Source organism: Saccharothrix sp. ST-888 (assembly GCF_000955975.1).
Lineage (GTDB): Bacteria > Actinomycetota > Actinomycetes > Streptomycetales > Streptomycetaceae > Kitasatospora.
In genome coordinates this window covers 84,449-109,288 of the sequence record NZ_JYJF01000003.1, presented here as the reverse complement: position 1 = coordinate 109,288, position 24,840 = coordinate 84,449, and the positions used below count along the sequence as shown (strand labels likewise).

The 24,840-nt window shown below is 71.2% G+C and carries 20 protein-coding genes; 4 read left to right on the top strand and 16 right to left on the bottom strand.

All coding sequences use genetic code 11. The features are described 5' to 3' along the window. The first annotated feature begins 141 nt into the window (after positions 1–141). Positions 142–918, top strand: coding sequence for a hypothetical protein (locus tag UK12_RS02900; protein WP_052681427.1), 777 nt, complete (start codon positions 142–144; stop codon positions 916–918). A gap of 95 nt (positions 919–1,013) precedes the next feature. Here the strand turns inward: UK12_RS02900 and UK12_RS02895 are convergent, their stop codons facing one another. Further along, complete coding sequence (locus tag UK12_RS02895; RefSeq protein WP_045299084.1) at positions 1,014–2,045, bottom strand: aspartate-semialdehyde dehydrogenase; 1,032 nt, start codon at positions 2,043–2,045, stop codon at positions 1,014–1,016. 136 nt (positions 2,046–2,181) lie between these two features. Continuing rightward, positions 2,182–3,051 carry a 4-hydroxy-tetrahydrodipicolinate synthase family protein gene (locus UK12_RS02890; protein WP_045299082.1) on the bottom strand — a complete coding sequence of 290 codons (870 nt, stop codon included), beginning with the start codon at positions 3,049–3,051 and terminating at the stop codon, positions 2,182–2,184. A gap of 72 nt (positions 3,052–3,123) precedes the next feature. Between UK12_RS02890 and UK12_RS02885 the strand changes: the two genes are divergently transcribed. Beyond that, a complete protein-coding gene (locus tag UK12_RS02885; protein WP_045299081.1) occupies positions 3,124–4,017 on the top strand; it encodes a LysR family transcriptional regulator in 894 nt (297 codons plus the stop codon). Between the two features lie 134 nt (positions 4,018–4,151). Here UK12_RS02885 and dnaE read toward each other — a convergent pair whose 3' ends face one another. The 5 genes from dnaE to UK12_RS02860 form a co-directional block, all read right to left on the bottom strand. Beyond that, positions 4,152–7,685 carry a DNA polymerase III subunit alpha gene (dnaE, locus tag UK12_RS02880; protein WP_045299079.1) on the bottom strand — a complete coding sequence of 1,178 codons (3,534 nt, stop codon included), beginning with the start codon at positions 7,683–7,685 and terminating at the stop codon, positions 4,152–4,154. A gap of 294 nt (positions 7,686–7,979) precedes the next feature. Further along, entirely contained in the window at positions 7,980–8,573 is a 594-nt protein-coding gene (locus UK12_RS02875) for a dienelactone hydrolase family protein (RefSeq protein ID WP_045299077.1), read from the bottom strand. Positions 8,574–8,707: 134 nt separating this feature from the next. Next, positions 8,708–9,562 carry an ABC transporter permease gene (locus UK12_RS02870; RefSeq protein ID WP_045299075.1) on the bottom strand — a complete coding sequence of 285 codons (855 nt, stop codon included), beginning with the start codon at positions 9,560–9,562 and terminating at the stop codon, positions 8,708–8,710. Next, positions 9,559–12,324, bottom strand: a complete 2,766-nt coding sequence (locus tag UK12_RS02865; protein WP_045299073.1) for an alpha/beta fold hydrolase — start codon at positions 12,322–12,324, stop codon at positions 9,559–9,561. Before UK12_RS02865 ends, UK12_RS02870 begins: the two co-directional genes overlap by 4 nt. Before the next feature lie 101 nt (positions 12,325–12,425). Then, complete coding sequence (locus UK12_RS02860) at positions 12,426–12,791, bottom strand: hypothetical protein (protein ID WP_045299072.1); 366 nt, start codon at positions 12,789–12,791, stop codon at positions 12,426–12,428. A 143-nt stretch (positions 12,792–12,934) separates the two neighbouring features. Here UK12_RS02860 and UK12_RS02855 point away from each other — a divergent pair, with 143 nt between their 5' ends. Then, positions 12,935–13,978, top strand: a complete 1,044-nt coding sequence (locus UK12_RS02855; protein WP_197084502.1) for a mechanosensitive ion channel family protein — start codon at positions 12,935–12,937, stop codon at positions 13,976–13,978. Positions 13,979–14,000: 22 nt separating this feature from the next. Here the strand turns inward: UK12_RS02855 and UK12_RS02850 are convergent, their stop codons facing one another. The 4 genes from UK12_RS02850 to UK12_RS02835 form a co-directional block, all read right to left on the bottom strand. Then, positions 14,001–14,456 (bottom strand): GNAT family N-acetyltransferase, encoded by a 456-nt coding sequence (locus UK12_RS02850; protein ID WP_045299069.1) that lies wholly within the window; start codon positions 14,454–14,456, stop codon positions 14,001–14,003. 1 nt (position 14,457) lies between these two features. Further along, positions 14,458–15,396, bottom strand: coding sequence for an RluA family pseudouridine synthase (locus UK12_RS02845; protein WP_045299067.1), 939 nt, complete (start codon positions 15,394–15,396; stop codon positions 14,458–14,460). 62 nt (positions 15,397–15,458) lie between these two features. After that, positions 15,459–16,007, bottom strand: coding sequence for a signal peptidase II (gene lspA / locus UK12_RS02840; protein ID WP_045299262.1), 549 nt, complete (start codon positions 16,005–16,007; stop codon positions 15,459–15,461). A 217-nt stretch (positions 16,008–16,224) separates the two neighbouring features. Further along, positions 16,225–16,809, bottom strand: coding sequence for a TraR/DksA family transcriptional regulator (locus UK12_RS02835; protein ID WP_197084501.1), 585 nt, complete (start codon positions 16,807–16,809; stop codon positions 16,225–16,227). A 532-nt stretch (positions 16,810–17,341) separates the two neighbouring features. Here UK12_RS02835 and ileS point away from each other — a divergent pair. Next, positions 17,342–20,470 (top strand): isoleucine--tRNA ligase, encoded by a 3,129-nt coding sequence (gene ileS, locus UK12_RS02830; RefSeq protein ID WP_045299066.1) that lies wholly within the window; start codon positions 17,342–17,344, stop codon positions 20,468–20,470. Between the two features lie 217 nt (positions 20,471–20,687). Here the strand turns inward: ileS and UK12_RS02825 are convergent, their stop codons facing one another. The 5 genes from UK12_RS02825 to pgeF all read right to left on the bottom strand — a co-directional run bounded on the left by UK12_RS02825 (position 20,688) and on the right by pgeF (position 24,837). Beyond that, positions 20,688–22,073: a DivIVA domain-containing protein gene (locus UK12_RS02825; protein WP_045299064.1), complete on the bottom strand. Its 1,386-nt coding sequence runs from the start codon at positions 22,071–22,073 to the stop codon at positions 20,688–20,690. A gap of 49 nt (positions 22,074–22,122) precedes the next feature. Continuing rightward, a complete protein-coding gene (locus UK12_RS02820) occupies positions 22,123–22,395 on the bottom strand; it encodes a YggT family protein (RefSeq protein WP_331386630.1) in 273 nt (90 codons plus the stop codon). Between the two features lie 94 nt (positions 22,396–22,489). Next, complete coding sequence (locus UK12_RS02815) at positions 22,490–23,095, bottom strand: cell division protein SepF (RefSeq protein ID WP_045299062.1); 606 nt, start codon at positions 23,093–23,095, stop codon at positions 22,490–22,492. Positions 23,096–23,317: 222 nt separating this feature from the next. Further along, positions 23,318–24,106, bottom strand: a complete 789-nt coding sequence (locus UK12_RS02810; protein WP_082119247.1) for a YggS family pyridoxal phosphate-dependent enzyme — start codon at positions 24,104–24,106, stop codon at positions 23,318–23,320. Beyond that, entirely contained in the window at positions 24,103–24,837 is a 735-nt protein-coding gene (pgeF, locus tag UK12_RS02805) for a peptidoglycan editing factor PgeF (RefSeq protein WP_197084500.1), read from the bottom strand. Before pgeF ends, UK12_RS02810 begins: the two co-directional genes overlap by 4 nt. Positions 24,838–24,840 lie beyond the last annotated feature (3 nt).

The window sequence follows — 24,840 nt, the reverse complement described above, 5'->3', positions numbered from 1 at the left end:
GCCGGTACGCCCTGCGGGGGCGCCGGACCCCGGACCGCACTACCGTTGCGCACTTCTTTACCCGCCGATCGGGCGGCGAACCGTCCGATCGGATCATGTGTGGCAGGAGCGAGCCCGGCCACTGGCAATACCGAGGGATTGATGCGGAAGAGAATCGCGGTCCTGTGCGTGGCGACCGTCCTGGCGGCGGGCGCGGTACTGCTGGTACCCACCGTCACCACGGACACGTCGCAGGGTGACACCCGGGTGCTCGGGATCACCGTCAACGGGGGCCGGACGCTCCTGGTCGGCCCGACCGATCCGGTCACCTTCCCGTTGGAGGTGACGGCCGAGGACGACTCCGGCATCCGCTCGGTGAGTCCGATCGGTGTCTGGGGTCCTTCGTACGGGGTGCTGAAGGCGAGCCCGATGGAGTGCACCCCGGCCTCGCACACCGTCTCGGTCTGCCGGGGGACGGTGACCGTCGACCCGGCCAAGAAGGACGTCTACAACGACGAGGCCGGCACCTGGTTCGTGGACCTCAAGGTGAACGCCAACGACGGCGACCGCTTCGTCGGCCAGACCGCCGGCGGTTTCTCGCTCAAGCGGGCGGCCCGGATCTCCGGGTACGGGGTTCCCCCGCACGCCGACCAGGGGCAGGAACTGACGGTCAAGGGCTGGCTGAACCGTTCGTTCTGGAGCGACAACAAGTACCACGGCTACGAGGGCGGGCCGGCCTACCTCCAGTTCCGCGCGCACGGCAGCAGCCGCTGGACGACGGTCGCCACCGCCGTCTCGGATCCCGCCGGCACCGTCACCGCACGTGTCCGGGCGAGTGGCACGGGTGAGTTCCAGTGGTACTCGCCGGGTGACAAGTGGACGGGCAGCGCGATCTCGCCCCCGCTCGCCGTCACCGTCGCGGCGAAGCCCGGTCCGTGACGACGGTGCCCGGGCAGTGACAGCGCTGCCCGGACCGTGACGGCGGTGCCGGGCCTCCCTAGGAGGCCCGGCACCGGGTCGGCAGCGGCGGAGGGTCAGCGGCCCTTGAGCTCGGCGGCGACCAGCTCGGCCACCTGGACGGCGTTGAGGGCCGCGCCCTTGCGCAAGTTGTCGCTGGAGAGGAAGAGCGACAGGCCGTGCTCGACCGTCTCGTCCGCACGGATCCGGCCGACGAAGGTCGGGTCCTGACCGGCCGCCTGGAGCGGGGTCGGGATCTCCGACAGCTCGACCCCCGGCGCGTCGGCGAGCAGCTCGTAGGCGCGCTGCGGGGTGATCCCGGCAGTGAAACGGGCGTTGACCTGGAGCGAGTGACCGGTGAAGACCGGGACGCGGACGCAGGTGCCGGAGACCTTCAGCCCGGGGATCTCCAGGATCTTTCGGCTCTCGTGGCGGAGCTTCTGCTCCTCGTCGGTCTCGAACGAGCCGTCGTCCACGATCGAGCCGGCCAGCGGGAGCACGTTGAAGGCGATCGGGCGCTTGTAGACCTGCGGCTCGGGGTACTCGACCGCCGAACCGTCGTGGGTCAGCGCCTGGGCGCCGTCCACCACCTTGGTCGCCTGCTCGTGCAGTTCCGCGACACCGGCCAGGCCGCTGCCGGAGACCGCCTGGTAGGTGGAGACCACCAGGCCGACCAGCCCGGCCTCCTGGTGCAGCGGGCGCAGCACCGGCATGGCGGCCATGGTGGTGCAGTTCGGGTTGGCGATGATGCCCTTGGGCCGGTCCGCGATCGCGTGCGGGTTGACCTCGGCGACCACCAGCGGGACCTCGGGGTCGCGGCGCCAGGCCGAGGAGTTGTCGATCACGACCGCGCCGGCCGCGGCGACCTTGGGCGCCAGGGCCTTGGAGGTGGCGCCGCCGGCCGAGAAGAGCACGATGTCCAGGCCGCTGTAGTCCGCCGTGGCGGCGTCCTCGATGGTGATCGTGGTGCCCTGCCACTCCACGGTCCGACCGGCCGAACGGGCCGAGGCGAAGAGCCTCAGCTGCTCCACCGGGAAGTTGCGCTCGGCCAGTACGCGGCGCATCACGCTGCCGACCTGGCCGGTGGCTCCTACGATGCCGATCCTCATCGGACTCCTCCTGTTGTTCTGCCGTGCTCGTTCTGGCCCCGCACCTGGCCCATCATGCCCGGTCGGCGCCCCAACCCAAGATTTCGTCCCACGCTGTGGTCACCCCGGCGGACGCCCCGGAGGCCCCCTCGGGGCACTACGCGACGGCGGCGAGCAGCTCCAGTGCCCGCCCCACCGAGGCCTCCCCCGCCGGGAGCAGCGGCAGCCGCACGGCCGCCGTGGGAATCCGCCCCTGCGCGTGCAGCACTCCCTTGATCACGCTCGGGTTGGGCTCGGCGAAGGCCGAGCCGGAGAGTGCCGCCAGCCGGTGGCCGAGCTCCCGGGCCCGTACGGCGTCGCCCTTGTGCCAGGCGTCCACCAGTTCCACGAACCGGTCGGTGGCCAGATGGGCCGAGGCCAGGATGCCCCCGGCGGCGCCCAGCGCGAGCAGCGGCGAGAGCACCGCGTCGTCCCCGCCCATGACCCCGGCGGGCCCGTCCGCGAGCAGTTCGACGGTGCTCTCGTCGATCCCGCCCACCGCGTACTTGACCCCGGCCACCCCGGGCAGCGCCAGCAGGCTGCGCAGGGTGGCGGCGCTCAGCGCCTGCCCCGTCCGGTAGGGGATGTGGTAGATCACCAGCGGTACGGCGCTGTGCGCGGCCAGGTACTCGAAGTGCGCCAGGACCCCGGCCTCGCCCGGCCGGGTGAAGGACGGGACGGTCACCAGCGCCGCGTCCACGCCGGTCAGCTCGGCGAGCTGCCGGGCACTGCGCAGGGTGTCGCTGCTTCCCGCTCCGACGATCAGCGGGACGCCGCGCTCGCGGCAGACCCGGGCGCAGACCTCGGTGACGGTCCGGCGCTCGTCCTCGTCCAGGGTGGCGGGCTCCCCGGTGGTGCCGAGCGCGACCAGCCCGGCGGCCCCCTGGTCCAGCACCGTGCGGGCCAGCCCGTCCAGGGCGTCGGTGGCGACGGAGCCGTCCTCGTCGAACGGTGTGATCAGCGGTACGTAGATCCCCTGCAGTTCCATGCCCCCGAGCCTGCCGTCCGAGCACCGTGCAGGTCCAGTTCACATTTCCGAGGCTTCTCGTAAGCTGGGCTGATGCTCGATGTCCGCCGTCTGCGCCTGCTGCGCGAACTCGCCCATCTGGGGACCATCGCCGCGGTCGCCGACTCGCTCTCCTTCAGCCCGTCGGCGGTCTCCCAGCAGCTGTCGGCGCTGGAGCGGGAGGCCGGGGTGGCACTGCTGGAGCGCAGCGGGCGGCGGGTGGCGCTGACCCCGGCCGGGCGGAACCTGGTCCGGCACGCGGAGGCGGTGCTGGAGCGGCTGGAGCAGGCGGGTGCGGAGCTGGCGCACGCCCGCCGGGGGCTGGCCGGCCCGCTGCGGATCGGGACGTATCCGTCGGCCGCCCGCGCGATCATCCCGGCCGCGCTGGCCGAGCTGGCCGGGCGGCATCCCGGGCTGGTGCCGATGGTGACCGAGGTGGACCCGGCCGGCGTGGCCGCCGCGCTCCGCGCGGGCGAGCTGGACGTCGCGCTGATCCACGAGTACGACCTCGTCCCGGCCGAGCCGGAGCCGGGGCTGGCGGCCACCGCGCCGCTGTTCACCGAGCCGATGTACCTCGCCGCGCTCGCCCCGGGCGGGCTCACCGAGCACCGGGACGCCCCCTGGATCATGGCCCCGCTCGGCACGCTCTGCCACACCATGGCCCAACGCGCCTGCGCGGCGGCCGGGTTCACCCCGCAGGTCAGACACTGGATCGACGACTTCACCACCGTGCTGGCCCTGGTGGCGGCCGGCCAGGGGGTGGCCCTGGTCCCGCATCTCGGTGTGACGGCGGGCGCGCATCCGGGGGTGACCCTCACCCGGCTGCCGATGTACCGGCGCACCCGTACCGCGTTCCGCGCCGGAGCCGGCGCCCACCCGGCCGTGGCCGCCTTCATCGCCGCCCTCCACACCGCCGTCCCGGCCGGGCTCGGCGCCCGATCCCTCTGATCTGCAACCGAGTTGACCGACCGTCAGCATCCGGAACCCCACACCGGGCCCGGGCCCGCTACAGCGGCGCCGTCGGGCGATCGGACCCCCGGGGGGAGGTCCGTTCACCCGAAGTCCCGCGCCCGCTACAGCAGCTAGCTCACCAGGCAGCTCGGCCCGAGCAGCTGCTTGAGGTCCCCGAACAGCGCCGGGTCGGACTTCACCCGGTGCCGGTCGAGCCGCAGCACCGTGGTCTGCCGGGTGCCCTCCAGCCGCAGCCGCACCTCGGTGGAGCCCCGGTGGTGGGTGAGCACCTCGCCGAGCCGGGCGACCAGCGGCGGGGTGATCTTCACGCTCGGGATGGAGATGATGATCGGCGCCTCGGCGTGCGCGTTGGAGAGGTCCGGCGCGGACAGCTCCATGCCCATCAGCCGCGGCACGTCCTCCCGCTTGTCGAGCTTGCCGCGCACGAACACCACGGCGTCCTCGACCAGTTGGGAGGAGACCAGCTGGTAGCTGGCCGGGAAGAACATGCAGTCGATCGAGCCGGCCAGGTCCTCGACGGTGGCGATGGCCCAGGCGTTGCCCTGCTTGGTCATCTTCCGCTGGAGGCCCGAGATGATGCCGCCGATGGTGACGATGGTGCCGTCGGGGCGTTCGGCGAGGTCGGCGATGGCGCAGTCCGCCTTGTCGGCGAGGACGTGCTCGATGCCGTGCAGCGGGTGCGAGGAGACGTAGAGCCCGAGCATCTCGCGCTCCTGGGTGAGCAGGAAGGCCTTCTCCCACTCGTCCTCGGTGAACACCACGTCGAGGCCGAAGCTCGGCTCGTCGGCGGCGGTGTCCCCGCCGAACAGGTCGAACTGGCCCTCGGCCTCCTTGCGCTTGACCCCGACCACGTTGTCGATCATCGGCTCGAACTCGGCGGTCAGGCCCTTGCGGGTGTGCCCGAGCGAGTCGAACGCACCCGCCTTGATGAGGGATTCGACGGTCCGCTTGTTGCAGACCACCGACTCCACCTTGTCCAGGAAGTCGGGGAAGGAGGTGTACTTCCCCTTGGCCTTCCTGGTGCGGATCATCGAATCCACCACCGGGCCGCCGACGTTGCGGATCGCGGTGAGGCCGAAGCGGACGAGGGTGTCACCGTGCGGGGTGAAGTCCGAGTCCGACTCGTTCACGTCCGGCGGGAGCACCTGGATGCCCATCTTGCGGCACTCGTTGAGGTAGACCGCGGACTTGTCCTTGTCGTCCTTGACCGAGGTGAGCAGCCCGGACATGTACTCGGCCGGGTAGTTGGCCTTGAGGTACGCGGTCCAGTACGAGACCAGCCCGTACCCGGCGGTGTGGGCTTTGTTGAACGCGTAGCCGGAGAACGGGACCAGGACGTCCCAGACCGCCTGGACGGCCGCGTCCGAGTAACCGTGCTCCCGGCAGCCCTTCTGGAACGGGACGAACTCCGCCTCCAGGATCTCCTTCTTCTTCTTGCCCATCGCCCGGCGCAGCAGGTCGGCCTGGCCGAGTGAGTAGCCTGCCAGGATCTGCGCGGCCTTCTGCACCTGCTCCTGGTAGACGATCAGGCCGTAGGTCGGCTTGAGGATCTCCTCCAGGGGCTTCTCCAGCTCCGGGTGGATCGGGGTGATGTCCTGCTGGCCGTTCTTGCGCAGGGCGTAGTTGGTGTGCGAGTTGACGCCCATCGGGCCCGGTCGGTACAGCGCGAGAACGGCGGAGATGTCCTCGAAGTTGTCGGGCTTCATCAGGCGCAGCAGCGAGCGCATCGGGCCGCCGTCGAGCTGGAAGACGCCGAGCGTGTCGCCGCGGGCGAGCAGTTCGTAGGTGGGCTTGTCGTCCAGGGGCAGATCAAGCAGGTTGATCCTGATGCCCTTGTTCTTCTCGATCGCCTTGACGGCGTCGTCCATGATCGTGAGGTTGCGCAGGCCGAGGAAGTCCATCTTCAGAAGGCCGAGGCCCTCGCAGGTGGGGTAGTCGAACTGCGTGATGGTCACACCGTCGGTGTGCCGGGTCCAGACCGGGATGTGGTCGGTCAGTGGCTCGGCGGACATGATGACACCGGCCGCGTGCACACCGGGCTGGCGGATCAGGCCCTCGATACCGCGCGCGGTGTCGATGACCTTCCGGACGTCCGGGTCGTTCTCGTACAGGCCGCGGATCTCGCCCGCCTCGCCGTAGCGCGGGTGCGAGCTGTCGGTGATCCCGGAGAGCGGGATGCCCTTGCCCATCACGTCCGGCGGCATCGCCTTGGTGATCCGGTCACCCATCGCGTAGGGGTAGCCGAGGACCCGGGAGGAGTCCTTGATGGCGGCCTTCGCCTTGATGGTGCCGTACGTGACGATCATGGCGACCTTGTCGGAGCCCCACTTCTCCGTCACGTAGCGGATCACGTCGCCGCGCCGGCGCTCGTCGAAGTCGATGTCGACATCGGGCATCGAGATGCGCTCGGGGTTGAGGAAGCGCTCGAAGATCAGGCCGTGCGGGATCGGGTCGAGGTCGGTGATGCCCATCGCGTACGCGACCAGCGAACCGGCCGCCGAACCACGGCCGGGGCCCACCGCGATGCCCTGGCTCTTCGCCCACATGATGAAGTCGGCGACCACGAGGAAGTACGCCGGGAACCCCATCTGGATGATGGTGTCCATCTCGTACTCGGCGAGCTTCCGGTGCTCCTCGTCGTAGCCGCCCGGGAAGCGCCAGTCCATGCCCTCCCAGACCTTGGACCTGAAGAAGTCCGCCTCGCTCTGGAAGCCCTCCGGGATGGGGAAGCGCGGCATCAGGTTCTTGAACTCGAACATGCCGCTGGTGTCGACCCGCTCGGCGACCAGGAGCTGGCTGTTGCGGCAGCCCTCCTGCCAGGCGTCCGAGGAGTCCAGGCCGTACATCTCGGCGGCCGACTTGATGTAGTAGCCGGTACCGTCGAAGCGGAACCGGTCCGGGTCGGAGAGGTTCTTGCCGGTCTGCACGCAGAGCAGCAGGTCGTGCGCGCCCGCGTCGGCCTCGGTGGTGTAGTGCGAGTCGTTGGTGACCACCGGGGGGATGCTCAGCTTCCTGCTGATCTCCAACAGGCCGTCGCGGACCCGCTTCTCGATGTCCAGGCCGTGGTCCATCAGCTCCAGGAAGTAGTTCTCCCGGCCGAAGATGTCCTGGTAGTCGGCGGCCGACCTGACCGCCTCGTCGAACTGGCCGAGCCGCAGCCTGGTCTGCACCTCGCCGGAGGGGCATCCGGTGGTGGCCATCAGCCCGGCCGCGTGCTCGGCGATGATCTCCTTGTCCATCCGGGGCCACTTCACCAGCCAGCCCTCGGCGTAGGAGCGCGAGGTCAGCTTGAAGAGGTTGTGCAGGCCCTCCCTGTTCCGGGCCCAGATGGTCTTGTGGGTGTAGGCGCCGGACGCCGAGACGTCGTCCTTCTTCTGGTGCGGCTGGCCCCACAGGATGCGCTTGGTGTTGTGGCGGGCCTCCGGCGCGACATACGCCTCGATGCCGATCACCGGGGTGATGCCCGCCGCGGTGGCCTGCTTGTGGAACTCCGCCGCGCCGTACATGTTGCCGTGGTCGGTCATCGCGACATGGGTCTGCCCGAGCCGCTCGACCTCCTTGAACAACTGCTTCAGCCGGGCGGCACCGTCGAGCATCGAGTACTCGGTGTGGACGTGCAGATGCGCGTACGGCTGGTCGCTCAAGGCGGGGCCTCCGGGGTCTCGGTACGGGATCGCGGGGCGGTGAAACACGCAAGACCGACCGGCAGATGGGGGGCGGACCACGGCTTCCGCGTTCGCGCGACCGAGTCTAATCCTTCACCTCATGTCCCGCTGGGCAGGCGGTCTCGGTGTCCTGGTCGGGGCATCCGAGCCGGGGCTGTGGGCATTCCTGCTGCTGAACCACCACACCCCGTACGTCCAGACCCCCCGGCGCCTTCGTGGTCACCCTCCGGCCCGGCATCGCACCGCCGAGGCACCCGCCCCGCCGCGCTCGCGTCAGCCGTCCAGCTCCGTGAGGAAGTCGAGTGCGGCGGACCAGGTCCGCTCGGCGGCCTCGGCGTCGTAGTCCGGCAGCTCCGGGTCGGTGTAGAGGTGGCCGGCGCCCCGGTAGCGGTGCACCTCGACGTCGGCACCGGCCCGGGACATCAGCAGGTACCAGGCGTTCAGCCAGTCCTCGGACTCGAACGGGTCCGGCTCGGCGACGTGCAGCTGGACCGGGATCCCGGTCTGCGCGTCCTCCCGGATGTCCGAGGTGCCGTGCAGGAGCAGCAGGCCCCGGGCCCGCTCGTCCGCCAGCGCCAGGTTCTGCGCCAGCGCCCCGCCGAGCGAGAACCCGGCGTACACCAGCCCCTCCTCGGCCGCCGGGCCCGAGCTCAGCAGCGGCGCGACCGCGCCGACGGCCCGCCGCAGCAGCTCGTCGTTGCCGATCTCCTCCTGGTACGCGGTGCCCGCCTCGATGTCGTCGAAGGCCCGCCCCTCGTACAGGTCCGGCGTGTGCACCACGTGCCCGGCCGCACGCAGTCGCTCGGCCGCGGCCGACACCGCCGGGCGCAGTCCGTAGACGGAGTGGAAGAGCACGATCTGGGCCACGAATTCGATCCTTCACTGACGGACACCACGGTCCCGTCCATCATCGCCCATCCCGCCCGTCCCCGGGCATCCGCCGACCCGGCCGCCCTGCCGAGCCGGCCCGGAACGGCACACGGCCGCCCCGGGACCGCGGATCAGGACACCACGTCCTTGCGGGCGAAGCCCCGGAACGCCAACGCGAGCAGCACGATCGCGTAACTGACCGACAGCGAGACGCCCTGGAGCATGCCGCCCCACTCCAGTTGGGGCTGGAGCGCGTCGGCCCAGGAGTACTGCCAGTGCGCCGGGAGCCACTCGCGCAGCGAGCCGAGCGCGGTGACCGCGTCCAGCACACCGGTGATGATCGTGACGAACACCGCCCCGCCGACCGCCCCCAGCGGGGCGTCCGTCGCGGTCGACAGCCAGAACGCCAGCGCCGCGATGACCAGTTCGCTGAGGAAGACGAAGGCCACCGCGAGGGCGAGCCGGGGCAGCGCGACCGAGGCGGGCAGACTGACGCCGGTCGGCAGTTGGAGGTCGCCCCAGCCGTACGCCGCGGTGCCCACCACCAGGCCGAGCAGCGGCAGCAGCACGATCGTGGCCGCCGAGAAGAGCAGCCCGACCGTGAACTTGCGCACCAGCAGTCTGGCCCTGGGCACCGGCGCGGCCAGCAGGTACCGCAGCGAGGACCAGCTGGCCTCGGAGGCCACGGTGTCCCCGCAGTACAGCGCGACGGGGATGACCAGCATGAAGCCGGTGCCCATGAAGAGCATGGTGGCGGCGAAGTTGGGCCCGGAGGCGGTCGCCAGCTCGATGAAGGTGGTGCGGCCGGGCCGGTCGGGGGTGCCGCCGATCTGGAACGCCGCCAGGATGACCAGCGGCATCGCCGCCAGCACCGCGGTCATCACCAGGGTCCGCCGCCGCCGCAGTTGGCGGATGATCTCCACCCGCAGCGGCAGGGTCCGGCCGGCCCGGTAGCCCTCCGCACGGTCAGCCGTCAACGTGCTCACGCCGAGCCTCCGATCAGGGACAGGAACGCGTCCTCCAGCCGCCGGTGCGGTCCGACCCGCTCCACCGGGACGCCGAGCCCGACCAGTTCGGCGACCAGCCGGCCGGCCGTCATGCCGTCGAGCTGCACCAGCAGGCCGTGCTCGACCACCGAGACCGTACCGACGCCCGCCAGGCCGGCCGCCTTCTCGGCGGCCGCCGCCAGCTCCTCGGCCGGGTAGTCGGCCGGGGTGCCGACCAGCAGCAGCTCGCCCTCGCCGACGATCTCGCCGACGGCGCCCGCGCTGACCAGCCGTCCGCGGTCCATCACCACCAGGTGGGTGCAGCTCTGCTCGACCTCGGAGAGCAGGTGGCTGGAGACGATGACGGTACGTCCGGCGGCGGCGTACCGGATCATCACCTCGCGCATCTCGCGGATCTGCGGCGGGTCGAGCCCGTTGGTGGGCTCGTCCAGGATCAGCAGGTCCGGCAGGCCGAGCATGGCCTGGGCGATGGCCAGCCGCTGGCGCATGCCCTGGGAGTACGTGCGCACCGCGCGGTCCAGCGCCTCGCCCAGGTCGGCGATGGCCAGGGCCTCCTCGAAGTGGGCGTCCTCGGCCGGGCGGCCGGTGGCCCGCCAGTACAGCCGCAGGTTGGCCCGGCCGGTGAGGTGCGGCAGGAAGCCCGAGCCCTCCACGAAGGAGCCCACCCGGGAGAGGACGGCCGCGCCGGGGCGCACCGCGTGCCCGAAGAGCCGGATCTCCCCGGCGTCCGGCCGGATCAGGCCCATCAGCATCCGCAGGGTGGTGGTCTTCCCGGCGCCGTTCGGGCCGAGCAGGCCGAGCACCTGCCCCTGCTCCACCCGGAAGGTCAGGTCCTTGACCGCGTACCGGTCCGCCGCGCCGTGGTAGCGCTTGCTCAACCCGCTGATCTGCAGCGGGACTTCGGCCAGCGCCGGGTCGGCGGCCGGCCTGCGGGACCGGCCCGGACGCAGCCGGCGGCCGAACAGCAGCAGCACGGCCAGCGCGACGGCGCCCAGCGGCAGCAACCAGGTCCGCACGGGCAGCCCAGCCGCCTCGGTGCGCAGCCCGGCCACGGTCGGCGCGGTCAGCGGCCCGGCCACCGAGACCTGGTAGGTGGCGGGTTCGGCGGGCGAGGCGTACGCGAGGTCGGTGGCGGCCAGCACCAGGCTGAGCCGGTGCCCGGACTCGAAGGTGTGGTCCACGGCGGGCAGGGCGACCTCGACGGTGCGTCCGCCGGCCGCGTCCGCGCCGGTCACCCGCAGCGGGGCGACCAGTTGCTGGGGCAGCGTCCTGCTGCCGTCCGGTCCGACGTCGTACAGCTTCGCGAAGAGCACCGCGTCCGGCCGGTCGGCCCGGACGTGGACGGAGACCCCGGGTGCGCCGGTCAGGTGCAGGCTCTGGTCCAGCGGCGCGGACTCGAAGGCCGCGAACTGGCCCGGGAAGTCCAGCGAGAGCCCCGCGCCGACCGACGCGAGCTGGGAGAGCGCGCCGATCCCCGGCAGCGTGGAGATGTTCGGCGGCGCTCCGCCCGGCGGGTTGGCGACGTCCTGGGTCCGGCCGTCGAGCTCGAAGCTGCGCGAGCCCGTACCCGACAGCCCGGGGTAGCTGTCGGCGTCGGCGCCGCGCAGCACGGCCTGGAAGCCGGTGGAGTCGACCCCGCCGGTGCGGGTGACCCGGAAGGCCGGGCCGGTGTCGTTCGTCGCGCCCTTCAGATAGTGGTCGAACCACCCGGTGACCCGGGAGTCCACCCGGGCGCTGCCCTCGGTGCCGCCGTCATGGCCGCCCGCGAACCAGTCCACGCCGACCGGCGCGCCGTTCGCGGCGACCGCCTTGGCGATGGCATCGCCCTGGTCCAGCGGGAAGAGCGAGTCCTGCTGGCCCTGCACCACCAGCGTCGGCGCCTTGATCCGGGAGGCCACCGAGGACGGGCTGGACCGCTCCAGGGTGGCGATCGCGTCGGCGTCCGCCCGGCCGGTGGTCGCGACCCGGTCGTACATTGCGCAGAGCGAGTCCAGGAAACGCCCGCAGCCGACCGGCCCGCCCGCACTCCCCGGCCGCTTGGCCGCGGAGGGGCCCAGGTCCCCGGCCGAGCCGGTGGTGAAGAAGATCCCGGCCCAGAGCTTCTTGAACACTCCGTCGGCCGCGCTGCTCCCCCGGACGCCCTGCGGGAAGAGCGCGTCGGCCAGGTTCCACCAGGTGATCTGGCTGGCCACCGCATCGATCCGGGGGTCGTACGCGGCGGCCAGCAGCGCGGCGCCGCCGCCGTACGAGGCACCGGTGATGCCGACCCGGGGGTCGCCGGGGGCGTCCAACTGCACCTCGGGGCGCTTGGCCAGCCAGTCGACCAGGTGCTTGACGTCCTCGATCTCCCGATCGGGCGCATCGAGGCCGATCTTCCCGCCGGAGGCGCCGAAGCCGCGCGCCGACCAGGTCAGTACGGCATACCCGGAGCGGGCCAGCTGCCGGGCGCGGTCGCGCTCGCCGTCCTTGCTGCCGCCGAAGCCGTGCGCCAGCAGGACGGCCGGGCGGGGGCTGTCGCCGGTGGTGAAGAAGGAGGTGTCCAGGCGGACGGTCTGCTTGCTGCCCGGTGTCTCGGGCATGTCGAGGAAACGATCCTCCTCGTGCACCGCGGCCTGGTCGGACCCGGCCGCCACCGCGGCCGTACCGGCCCCGGCCAGCAGCACCAGTGCCACCGAGCCGGCCAGCACCCTGCGGGTCGTCAGACCCCTGCGCCAGCGCCGCCATGCCCCACCGAAGTTCATGGGTACCGATCCTATCCGTGTGCGCGGTAGGGAAGTCGTAAGCCCCACCCGGCCCCGGAGAGGTATGCACCACCCCTCGGGGGGCGCCCCGGCCGGCCCTGCTACCAGCCCCCGCGCTCCGCTGCCTCCCGCCGCTCGCGCTCCTCGCGCTCCTCCTGCTCGTGTTCCTGGCGCAGCTTCTCCGCCCGCTGCTCGGACTGCGCCTGCTGCTCGGGCGTCAACTCCTCGGCGGCCTTGCGCATCTCCGAGAGCCGGTCACCGATCAGACCGAGGTACCCGTCGGAGCGCACCACCTCGCTCATCGCGACCCGGCCGCCGAGCACGTCCTTGGCCATCCGCTGCAACCCGTCGCCCACCGACGGGTTGTCCGCGATGGTCCGCAGTGCCTTGTGCAGCCGGTGCGCCTGCTCCGCGTCGTAGCCGACCTCCATCAGCTCGTCGTCGGCGATCTCCCGTTCGGCGCTCATGGGCCCCATCCTCCGCTCGTTCGAACCATCGCTCGCTCTGATGATAGGCAGGCCACTCACGGGCCGTCACGCCAATCACCCAGGCCGTCAAATCCGCGCGGTATGGTGCAAAACACCCGGGAAGACCACCCGAGGAACACCCGGTGCCGACCTCGTCGAGGTGTCCCGTGCTCTGGCCGCTCGCCACCCTGCTCGCCGTCGTCGCCGTCACCCTGGCCGTCGGCTGGATCGTCGACCAGGTACTGCAGCGGGTCGCCACCCGCCACCCACAGGCACCGGTCTGGCCACTGCTGCGACGCTGCCGGATCCCCCTTCAACTGGTGGTCGCCACCGGCCTGCTGCTGGCCGGGCAGCCGCTGGAGCGGCTGTTCGGCGTGCGCGACGGCGAGCTGCACCACGTCGTCCTGCTGCTCCTGCTCGCCTGCCTCGGCTGGCTGACCGTCAGAATCGTGGCGGCGGCACTGCAGGCGGTGCTCGGCCGGTACGAGAGCGTCACCGACGACGCGGCCCGGGTGCAGCGGGTCAGGACCCAGATCGGCATGCTGCGCCGGGTGGTCAGCGCGGTGATCGCGGTGGTCACGGCCGCCGTGATGCTGCTGACCTTCCAGGCGATGCGCACCGTCGGCACCAGCCTGCTGGCCTCGGCCGGAATCCTGGGCATCGTCGCCGGCATCGCCGCCCAGAGCACCCTGGGCAACTTCTTCGCCGGCCTGCAGATCGCCTTCGGCGACACCGTACGGATCGGCGACACCGTACTGGTGGACGGCCAGCAGGGCACGGTGGAGGAGATCACCCTCGCCTATCTGGTGGTACGGCTCTGGGACTACCGCCGACTGATCGTCCCGGTCTCGTACTTCGTCAGCAGGCCGTTCGAGAACTGGACCCGCCGGGATCCCGGTCTGCTCGCCTGGGTACTGCTCCACCTCGACCACCGCACACCCGTCGACCAGCTGCGTGCCGCCCTGCACCGGTTCCTGGTGGACTCACCGCTCTGGGACGGCATGGAGTGGTCCCTGCAGATCACCGACTGCACGCCGAGCACCCTGGTCGTCCGGGCCGCCATGACCGCCCGGACCCCGGACGACGCCGCCGTCCTGCGCTTCGAGGTACGCGAACAGCTCTTCGCCTACCTCCGCGACGAGCACCCATACGCCCTCCCCCGGATCCGCACCGGCGAGGCCCCGTGAGCAGGGCCCCGAAGCGCGCCCCTCAGAGCACCCGGGTCATCGTCCGGTGCGGTATCCCGGCGTCGTCGTAGACCGGTCCCTCGGCGACATAGCCGAGCCGCTCGTAAAAGCCCAACGCCTGTACCTGGGCGTGCAGTTCGAGCTCCAGGCCGCCGCGTTCGCGGCCCGCCTGCTCGGTCGCGCGGACCAGCTCCGCCCCCAGCCCGGTGCCCCGGGCGGCCTTGGCCACGGCGAGCCGCCCGAGCAGCACCCGCCCCTCGCGGCCGGTGAGCGCGAGCGCGTGCGCACCGTGGATCAGCCGGCCGGTACCCAGCGGCGAGCCGTCCTCGGCGAGCGCGAGCAGGTGGACCGAGGTGGCGTCGAGCTCGTCGTACTCCAGCTCGGCGGGCACGTTCTGCTCCTCGACGAAGACCTCGCGCCGGACGCCGTACGCCAGTGCCAGCTCGGCTTCCGTCCCCGCCACCTCGATCCGCGCCATCTCAGCTCTCCGAGGCGATGATGTCGAGGGCCTTCTGCAGATCGGCCGGGTAGGGGCTGCTGAACTCGACCCACTGCCCGTCCGCCGGGTGCTCGAAGCCGAGCGCGACGGCGTGCAGCCACTGCCGGGTCAGGCCCAGCCGCTTGGCCAGGGTCGGGTCGGCGCCGTAGGTGAGGTCGCCGACGCAGGGGTGGCGCAGCGCGGACATGTGCACCCGGATCTGGTGGGTCCGGCCGGTCTCCAGCTTGATGTCCAGCAGCGAGGCCGCCCGGTACGCCTCGATCAGGTCGTAGTGGGTGACCGAGGGCTTGCCGTCCCGGGTCACCGCCCATTTCCAGTCCGAGCTGGGGTGGCGGCCGATCGGCGCGTCCACGGTGCCGCTCAGCGGATCGGGGTGGCCCTGGACCAGCGCGTTGTACTTCTTCTCGGTGATCCGGTCGTGGAACTGCCGCTTGAGGTCGGTGTACGCGCGCTCCGACTTGGCCACCACCATCAGGCCGGAGGTGCCGACGTCCAGCCGGTGCACGATGCCCTGCCGCTCGGCCGCGCCGGAGGTGGAGATCCGGTAGCCGGCGGCGGCCAGGCCGCCGATCACGGTCGGGCCGGTCCAGCCGGGGCTGGGGTGGGCGGCCACGCCGACCGGCTTGTCGATCAGCACGATGTCGTCGTCGTCGTGCACGATCCGCATGCCCTCGACGGGCTCGGCAACGATCTGCGCGGGGGCGGCGGGAGCCGGGATCTCGACCTCCAGCCAGCTGCCGGCCACGACCCGGTCCGACTTGCCTGCCGTCGTCCCGTCGATCGTGACCTTGCCGTCGGCGGCCAGCTCGGCGGCCTTCGTCCGGGAGAAGCCGAACATCCGGGCGAGGGCGGCGTCGAGCCGCTCACCCTCAAGGCCGTCGGGTACGGGGAGGCTGCGGGTCTGCGCTGCGGTACTCACCCGTACGAGTATGCCGGAACGCGGAGCCCGCCTTTACAGCTCGGCCCCGCGCCCGTCGCCCGCTACGCCTCCTTGGCCGCCTGGTGGACGGTCCCGTCCGGGTTGCTGCCCCGGAAAGAGAGCAGGACCACCAGGATGCCGCCGCAGACGATGGCCGAGTCGGCCAGGTTGAAGACCGCGAAGTGCTGGACGGAGATGAAGTCCACCACATGGCCCCGGAACGCCTCGGGGGTGCGGAACAGGCGGTCGGTGAGGTTGCCGAACGCGCCGCCGAGCAGCAGCCCGAGCGCGATCGCCCAGGGCAGGCTGTAGAGCTTCCGGGCGATCCGCCAGATCACCACGATCACGGCGGAGGCGATCATGGTGAAGACGATCGTCATCGCCTGGCCCATGCCGAAGGCGGCACCCCCGTTGCGGATCACCTGGAGGGTGACCACGTCACCGAGCACCTGGATCGGCTGGTGGCTTTCGAGCCGGGCCACCACGAGCAGCTTGCTGCCCAGGTCGATCAGGTAGGCGAGCAGTGCGACGGTCAGCAGCACACCGATCCGGCGGCGGCGGACGACGCCGGGCGCCGCACCGGCGGCGGTGGCGCCGACGGGCTCGTCCACGGCGGCCTCCACGGGCGCGGTCGGGACGGAGTCGTCCTGGGTTTGGGGGGAACCTGGCGTACTGATGATCCGCTCCGCTGCCTGAGGGGGTACCCCCGGCCGAAGGCTGGGGGAAAGAGGGCCGACGTTACGGGGTCGAGCGTACGGCAACGCCCGACCCCCAGGTCCACTTCGGCCCGAGCGACACTTCGATCCGCCGAAAGACCTCGGCCCGGTGCTACCGGCGTTCCTGCTTCGCCTTGCAGCTCACACAGAGGGTCGCCCGTGGGAAGGCCTGCAGTCTGGCCTTGCCCACCGCCTGGCCGCAGGACTCGCAGACGCCGAAGCCGACCCCTTCGAGCCGGGCCAGCGCGCGCTCGGCCTGAGCGAGGCTGTCGCGGGCGTTGTTGGCCAGCGCGAGCTCACTCTCCCGGTTGATGTTCTTGGTGCCGGCGTCGACCTGGTCGTCCCCCGCGCCGTCGTTGGAGTCGCGCATCAGGCCGGTGATCGCGGCCTCGGCCGACTCGATCTCGGCCCGCAGCCGCCCCAGCTCGTCGTTCAGCTCGGCGTGCAGCTCGGCGACCTCGGCCGAGGTCCAGGGCTCCTCGCCGGGACGGATCGGCAGCTCGGCCGGGTCCACCGACTCGGCGCCACCGCGGGCTCCCGTGCCCACCGGGGTGTGGTTGCGGCTGGTAGCGGCAGCGCGGCCGGTCGTGGTGCTGGTCTTGTGCCGTGCGTTGGTCACGGTGCCCTCCCCTGAGTCGCCCGCCACGGCCTTGCGTACCCGCTCGGTGGCGGTACCGCCGATTGCCTTGTCAGCCATGGCTTCGACCTCATCTACGAACGAAACGAACCGCCGGTTCCCGGCGGCTTCCAGTGCCGGAACGATAATCCCCATCGAATCCGGTCACAACGGGACATACCGATGCCCCGATTTCAACCCACCCGAGCAGCCGCCGCTGCCGCCCCACCCGAGTTGCTGACCAAGTTGTGCCCAGATCGTCATCCGCTAACCTCACCGCATGCCGTACCCCGGGTGACGGGCGAGTTACGGCTTAACCGGCTTGTGCAGCCGGATACACTGGGCCTGCAAGGCGCTGATGGGACGAGTACCGACGTACGCAGCCACGAGCGACCCGGGGACGGTGCGAGCCCGGGGGCGTGCACGACGGGAAGATCACCCCTGAGCCGCCGGAAGAACGGCCCGACGGCCCAGTAGACCCGGCAGCACAACCCAAACAAGAGGGCCGCGAGCAGCAGTACCGCGGTCAAGGAGGGTGGTACCGCGGGACGGCTCGCCGTCTCGTCCCTCCGGAGGATCCAGTCCAAGCATCCGCCGGAGGTAGACACCCGCGATGACCACCTACAACGCCGTCCCTGCGCAGGTGGACCTGCCCGCCCTCGAGCACCAGATCCTGAGCTTCTGGCGCGACAACAAGGTCTTCCAGCGCAGCCTGGAGCAGTCCGAGGGCCGCCCCGAGTGGGTCTTCTACGAGGGCCCGCCGACCGCCAACGGCATGCCCGGTGCCCACCACATCGAGGCCCGCGTCTTCAAGGACGTGTTCCCCCGCTTCCGGACCATGAAGGGCTACCACGTCGCCCGCAAGGCCGGCTGGGACTGCCACGGCCTCCCGGTCGAGCTGGCCGTCGAGAAGGAACTCGGCTTCTCCGGCAAGCAGGACATCGAGCGGTACGGCATCGCCGAGTTCAACGCCAAGTGCCGCGAGTCGGTCACCCGGCACACCGACGAGTTCACCAAGCTCACCGAGCGGATGGGCTACTGGGTCGACCTCGACCAGGCCTACCGCACCATGGACCCGTCCTATGTCCAGTCGGTCTGGTGGTCGCTCAAGCAGATCTTCGACAAGGGCCTGCTGGTCCAGGACCACCGGGTCGCCCCCTGGTGCCCCCGCTGCGGCACCGGCCTCTCCGACCACGAGCTGGCCCAGGGCTACGAGACCGTGGTCGACCCCTCGGTCTTCGTCCGCTTCCCGCTGACCAGCGGCCCGCTGGCCGGTCAGGCCGCGCTGCTGGTCTGGACGACCACCCCGTGGACCCTGGTCTCCAACACCGCCGCCGCCGTGCACCCCGAGGTCACCTATGTGGTGGCCACCGACGGCAACGAGCAGCTGGTCGTCGCCGAGCAGCTGGTCGGCAAGGCGCTCGGCGAGGGCTGGGAGACCACCGGCCAGTCGTTCACCGGCGCCGAGATGGAGCACTGGGCCTACCAGCGCCCGTTCGAGCTGGTCGAGCTGGAGGGCGCGCACTTCGTCCTCAACGCCGACTACGTCACCACCGAGGACGGCACCGGTATCGTCCACCAGGCCCCGGCCTTCGGCGCGGACGACCTCGCGACCTGCCGCAAGTACGGCCTGCCGGTGGTCAACCCGATCGAGGCGGACGGCACCTTCGCGGCCGACGTCCCGCTGGTCGGCGGCGTCTTCTTCAAGAAGGCCGACGAGACCCTGGTCGCCGACCTCGCCGCGCGCGGCCTGCTCTTCCGCCACCTCCCGTACGAGCACAGCTACCCGCACTGCTGGCGCTGCCACACCGCGCTGCTGTACTACGCGCAGCCGTCCTGGTACATCCGCACCACCGCGGTCAAGGACGCGCTGATCCGGGAGAACGAGAACACCAACTGGTTCCCCGAGAACGTCAAGCACGGCCGCTTCGGCGACTGGCTGAACAACAACATCGACTGGGCACTGAGCCGCAACCGCTACTGGGGCACCCCGCTGCCGATCTGGCGCTGCGAGGACAACCACCTCACCTGTGTCGGCTCGCTGGCCGAGCTCTCCGAGCTGACCGGCACCGACCAGAGCGGCCTCGACCCGCACCGCCCGTTCATCGACGACGTCACCTTCGCCTGCCCGCAGTGCTCCGGCACGGCGGTCCGGGTGCCCGAGGTGATCGACGCCTGGTACGACTCGGGCTCGATGCCGTTCGCCCAGTACGGCTACCCGTACCAGAACAAGGAGCTGTTCGAGAGCCGCTACCCGGCCCAGTTCATCTCCGAGGCGATCGACCAGACCCGCGGCTGGTTCTACACGCTGATGGCCGTCGGCACCCTGGTCTTCGACAAGTCCAGCTACGAGAACGTGGTCTGCCTGGGCCACATCCTGGCCGAGGACGGCCGCAAGATGTCCAAGCACCTGGGCAACATCCTGCAGCCGATCCCGCTGATGGACCAGCACGGCGCCGACGCGGTCCGCTGGTTCATGGCGGCCGGCGGCTCGCCCTGGTCGGCCCGCCGGGTCGGGCACGGCACGATCCAGGAGGTGGTGCGCAAGACGCTGCTCACCTACTGGAACACCGTCGCCTTCCAGGCCCTGTACGCCCGCACCACCGGCTGGGCCCCCTCCGCCGCCGACCCGGCGCCGGCCGACCGGCCGCAGCTGGACCGCTGGGTGCTCTCCGAACTGAACACCCTGGTCCGCGAGGTGGACGCCGCGCTGGAGTCGTACGACACCCAGCGGGCCGGCAAGCTGCTCTCCGGCTTCGTCGACGACCTCTCCAACTGGTACGTCCGGCGCGGGCGCCGCCGCTTCTGGCAGGGCGACGCCGCGGCGCTCGCCACCCTGCACGAGGCCCTGGAGACCGTCACCCGCCTGATGGCCCCGCTCACCCCGTTCATCACCGAGCGGGTCTGGCAGGACCTGGTCGTCCCGGTCGACGCCGAGGCCCCGGCCTCGGTGCACCTGGCCGAGTGGCCGGTCGCGGACGAGTCGCTGATCGACACCGACCTCTCCCGGCACATGGCGCTGGTCCGCCGCCTGGTCGAGCTGGGCCGCGCCACCCGTGCCGAGTCGGGCGTGAAGACCCGTCAGCCGCTCTCCCGGGCCCTGATCGCCGCCCAGGGCTGGGAGGAGCTGCCCGAGGACCTGCGCGCGCAGATCGCCGAGGAGCTCAACGTCTCCACCCTGGAGTCGCTGGCCACGGTCGGGGGCTCGCTGGTGGACACCACCGCCAAGGCCAACTTCCGGGCCCTGGGCAAGCGCTTCGGCAAGGGCGTCCAGGACGTGGCCAAGGTCGTGGCGGCCGCCGACGCGGCGGAGCTCGCCGCCTCGCTGCGCGCCACCGGCAGCGCGAGCGTCGAACTGAACGGCGAGCAGATCGCCCTCTCCCCCGACGAGGTCGTCATCACCGAGACCCCGCGCGAGGGCTGGGCCGTCGCCAACGAGTCCGGCGCCACCGTCGCGCTCGACCTGGCCATCACCCCGGAGCTCAAGCGGCTCGGCGTCGCCCGCGACGCCATCCGCCAGATCCAGGAGGCCCGGAAGAACTCCGGTCTGGACGTCGCCGACCGGATCGTCCTCCGCTGGCACGCCGCCAACGAGGAGACCGCGGAGGCCATCGCCGAGCACGGCCACCTGGTCGCCGAGGAGGTCCTCGCGACCGACTTCGCCACCGGCGCCGCCGACTGGGAGTCCGAGACCTTCTCCGACGAGAGCCTCGGCCTCGCCTTCCAGCTCCGCAAGGCCTGACCGCCTCGAACGGCCGGTGGCCGCCACCCGGGAGAGGGTGGCGGCCACCGGCCATTCGCCTGCCGTGCCGTGCGAGTGCCCGCGCGGCCGACCCCGGACGAAGGTGCACACTCACCCGCGCAAGCCCCCGCGCCCCGGTCCGCGCCCGGGCAGACAACGAGGGCGCCCCCGCCGCGACCTGAAGTCACAGTGGGGGCGCCCTCGAAGTGGGTACTGCTTAGTTGTCGCCGTCCTCGTCGATGAGGAAGCCGCGCATCGGGGCCGGAGCCTGCTGCATCGGCTGCGGCGGCTGCGGACGGACCGCGGCCATCGGCTGGGTCATCCCGGCGGGAGCCATCTGCGCGGCACCGGTCGAGCCGCTCGCCTGCCCACCGAAGGAGGGCTGGCCGCCACCGCCGCCGAAGGAGCTCTGGCCGCCGAAGGACTGGCCGTTGCCACCGAAGGACGGCTGGCTGCCGAAGCTGGGCGAGGCGCTGCTCATCGCCGAGGCCGGAGCCGGAGCCATCGACGACGCGGCCGGCGGCAGCGAGGCGGTGGCGGGGATCCGCGGCGGGGCGAGCGAGTCGTCGGCCTGCGACTCCAGCTGACGCAGCTGGGTCTCCAGGTAGGACTTCAGGCGGGTGCGGTACTCACGCTCGAAGGCGCGCAGGTCCTCGACCTTGCGCTCCAGCGTCGCGCGGGCGGACTCCAGCGAGCCCATCGCCACGCGGTGCTTCTCCTGCGCGTCCCGCTCCAGCGCGTCGGCCTTGGCGCGGGCGTCCCGCTCCAGACCCTCGGCGCGGCTGCGCGCCTCGCCGACGATCTTGTTGGCCTCGGAGCGGGCCTCGGAGATCGCCTGGTCGGCGGTCTGCTGGGCGAGCGCCAGCACACGGGCGGCACTGTCGCCACCGGGACCCTGCTGCTGGCCCATCGGGCCACCCATCGGGCCGCCGAGCTGCTGCTGACCCATCGGCGCACCCATCGGCGCCAGCTGCTGCTGGCCGCCCATGGTCTGGCCCATCTGCTGCTGCGGGACGCCCAGCTGGGGCTGGCCACCGAGCTGGGGCTGGCCACCGAGCTGCTGCTGACCCATCGGGCCACCCAGCGGCTGGAGCATCTGACCGCCCATCGGCTGCACCAGCTGCTGCTGGCCGCCCATGGTCTGGCCCATCTGCTGCTGCTGGCCCATCGGGGCACCCTGACCGGCCGGGAGCTGCGGGGCACCGGACGGCAGGCCGAGCGGCTGGTTACCCATCTGCTGCTGCGGGGCACCCATCTGCTGCGGGCCACCCAGCTGAGGCTGTCCGCCCATCGGCTGACCGCCCATCTGGGGGCCGCCGTTCTGCTGGCCAGGAACCGGCGGGCCGGATATGGCAGCGGGAACAGGTGCACCAGGACGGGCGTCCTGCGGCGGCTGCTCCTTGCGCATGTTCGCCTGGTTCTGCGCGGCGGCCCGGGTGGCGGCGGCCAGCTTGGCGCGCAGGTCCTCGTTCTCGCGGAGCAGGCGCGTCAGTTCGGCTTCGACCTCGTCGAGGAAGGCATCGACCTCGTCCTCGTCATAGCCTTCACGCAGCCGGACGGTCGTGAACTGCTTGTTCCGAACGTCCTCGGGGGTCAATGGCATCTCTTCACCTCAACGTGATCGTCGGCACACCGGCATCCTGTCGCAGCGCTCAAGACGGCAGAGTCAGCACGAGCGATCTCAGGACAAACACAATGATCATCAGTACGAAGAAGGACAGGTCGAGCGCCACGCCCCCGAGACGCAACGGCGGGATGAATCGCCGAAGAAGCTTGAGTGGCGGATCCGTGACAGTGTACGTGGCCTCGAGGACCACGACCATGGCCTTCCCCGGACGCCACGAGCGGGCGAACTGGAACACCCAGTCCATGACGAGCCTGAAGAGCAGGATCAGCAGGAAGACGGTCAGTGCGTAGTACAGCACTGCCCACACGATCCCCATCGCGTTTCCCTCTCCCTGGCCGACATACCGTCAGTTACTCACTGTCGTTGGATCCACACATAAAGTCGTGGCCGGGTCAGCTCTGGTTGAAGAACCCACCCTCGGCGATCCGAGCCTTGTCCTCCGCCGTTACATCGACGTTAGCAGGCGACAGCAGGAACACCTTCTGTGTCACTCGCTCGATACTGCCGTGCAGACCGAAGACGAGTCCAGCCGCGAAGTCTACGAGCCGCTTGGCATCGGTGTCGTCCATCTCGGTCAGATTCATGATCACCGGGGTACCGCCACGGAACTGCTCGCCGATTGTGCGGGCCTCGTTGTAGGTTCGCGGGTGGAGTGTGGTGATGCGGTACGGCTCTCGCTCGTTGACGACCTTTTGCATGATCACCGGGGCACTCTTCTCCAGATTGTGGCGGCGTTCGGGTGTGATGGACGACACGGGGGCCATCCTCGGAGCCTCCTGCCGGATCGGCACGGCGGCCGGGACCGGCTGCGGCGCGATGTGCGCGACGGGCGCCGGGGCGGGTACGGCAGCGGGCCGCTGCAGGTCCTCCGTCCGGCCCGTCCTGATCGGCTCGGGGTCCGCGTCGTAGTCGTCGTCGGGGTCGTACCCCTGGCCGTCGTACGTCTCGTCCTCCACGAGGCCGAGGTAGACCGCCATTTTGCGCATTGCGCCGGCCATGCTCCTGTCTCCTCCGCTCTGTGGTGGATCGTCACCTGCGGCCCGAGTCCTGACCTGTTGGTTTCCCGCCGGCCGCCGACGCACCGTCATGTCGACGACGGTCCGTCAAGGGTGGTGAGGGGCGGCTGCGGGGATGCGATCCACGGTTCGCTAGCGCTGTGGCAAGCTGCTAGGTTTTATGTCCTGTTTTGTCCTGCAGTCTGATCTACTTACTCGGTGACGTTACCCGAGCGGTGACCGCACTCCGAGTACCGCCGTACCGACGCGTACATGTGTCGCCCCGGCAGCCACGGCCTGCTCCAGATCACCGCTCATCCCTGCCGACACCATGGTGGCAGCAGGATGGCTCGCCCGTACTGCGCTTGCGATTTCCGCCAGCCGCGCGAACGCCAGGTCCGGCCGGTCGGCCAGCGGTCCGGCCAGCGGTGCGACGGTCATCACACCGGCCATCCGCAGTCCGGGCGTGTCGGCGATCTTGTCGGCCAGCGCCGGCACATCGGCCGGCGCGACCCCGGCCCGGTGCTCGCCCTCGCCGCTCTCCTTGTCCAGCGCGACCTGCACCAGGCAGTCCAGCGGGGCCCGTTCGGACCTGAGGACGGCGGCGGACAGCGACTCCACCAGGCGCGGCCGGTCCACCGAGTGCACGGCATCGGCGTAACGGACCACCGAGCGCACCTTGTTGGTCTGCAACTGACCCACGAAGTGCCAGGTCAGCGGCAGTTGGACGCAGAGCTCGGCCTTCGGGGCGGCGTCCTGGTCGCGGTTCTCGGCCACGTCCGTGACACCCAGTCCGGCCAGCAGGGCGGTGTCCTCGGCCGGGTAGGTCTTGGTGACCACGATCAGGGTGACGTCCTCGCGAGGGCGTCCGGCCGCCTCACAGGCGGCGACGATCCGGCGCTCGACGACCTCCAGGTTGGTGCCGAGCTGCTCGTAGCGGTCGCGCTGCTGCTCCGTCAGGCCGGCCAGGAAGTCCGCACGACCCGGGAACGGTCCGTAGATGTCATTCGTCATGAGAGTTCAGAGCCCAACCAGACGTAGCTCGCAAGTCGGCCGGTGCGCTGCTCGCGGCGATAGGAGAAGTGATCGGCCGACTCAAGGGTGCAGACAGATGATCGCACTACTTCGGTGATCCCCGCCTCGGCCAGCTGCCGCGCGACACCGCCGGGTACGTCCAGCGCGGGCGTCCCCCAGGAGGTCTCCGCACGGGCCGCGGGCACCAGGGCCGCGACCTCGGCGCGCAGTTCGGCCGGCACCTCGTAGCAGCGACCGCAGACCGCGGGCCCGATCGCGGCCACGATCCGCTCCGCCGCCCCGCCCTGCGCCAGCATCGCCCGGACCACCGCCGGGACGACCCCGGCGGCCAGCCCCGGACGGCCCGCGTGCGCGGCACCGACGATCCCGGCCACCGGGTCGGCCAGCAGGACGGGCGTGCAGTCCGCGGTGAGCACCGCGAGCGCGAGCAGCCGGTCGGTGACCACCGCGTCCACCGTCGGCGCCTGGCCCTGCCGTTGGCGTTCCCTCACCACCGCGACCTCGGCGCCGTGCACCTGGTTCATCCAGACCACGTCGGCCGGGTCGATCCCCAGCTCACGGGCGGCGAGCGTGCGGTTCTCCCGTACGGCGGCCGGGTCGTCCCCGACCGCGCCGCCGAGGTTGAGCTCCCCGTACGGCGCGGTGCTCACCCCGCCCCACCGGTCGGTGAAGGCGAAGTGAGCACCAGAGCGTTCAGTCGTATAGATCACTTA

Bases quoted from the DNA above. Each gene is read 5' to 3' on its own strand.
- UK12_RS02890 (WP_045299082.1), bottom strand. From the start codon at position 3,051: ATGGAACTGCAGGGGATCTACGTACCGCTGATCACACCGTTCGACGAG.
- UK12_RS02815 (WP_045299062.1), bottom strand. From the start codon at position 23,095: ATGGCCGGCGCAATGCGCAAAATGGCGGTCTACCTCGGCCTCGTGGAG.
- UK12_RS02825 (WP_045299064.1), bottom strand. From the start codon at position 22,073: ATGCCATTGACCCCCGAGGACGTTCGGAACAAGCAGTTCACGACCGTC.
- UK12_RS02865 (WP_045299073.1), bottom strand. From the start codon at position 12,324: ATGAACTTCGGTGGGGCATGGCGGCGCTGGCGCAGGGGTCTGACGACC.
- UK12_RS02900 (WP_052681427.1), top strand. From the start codon at position 142: ATGCGGAAGAGAATCGCGGTCCTGTGCGTGGCGACCGTCCTGGCGGCG.
- UK12_RS02860 (WP_045299072.1), bottom strand. From the start codon at position 12,791: ATGAGCGCCGAACGGGAGATCGCCGACGACGAGCTGATGGAGGTCGGC.
- UK12_RS02835 (WP_197084501.1), bottom strand. From the start codon at position 16,809: ATGGCTGACAAGGCAATCGGCGGTACCGCCACCGAGCGGGTACGCAAG.
- ileS (WP_045299066.1), top strand. From the start codon at position 17,342: ATGACCACCTACAACGCCGTCCCTGCGCAGGTGGACCTGCCCGCCCTC.
- UK12_RS02810 (WP_082119247.1), bottom strand. From the start codon at position 24,106: ATGACGAATGACATCTACGGACCGTTCCCGGGTCGTGCGGACTTCCTG.
- UK12_RS02850 (WP_045299069.1), bottom strand. From the start codon at position 14,456: ATGGCGCGGATCGAGGTGGCGGGGACGGAAGCCGAGCTGGCACTGGCG.
- UK12_RS02885 (WP_045299081.1), top strand. From the start codon at position 3,124: ATGCTCGATGTCCGCCGTCTGCGCCTGCTGCGCGAACTCGCCCATCTG.
- UK12_RS02895 (WP_045299084.1), bottom strand. From the start codon at position 2,045: ATGAGGATCGGCATCGTAGGAGCCACCGGCCAGGTCGGCAGCGTGATG.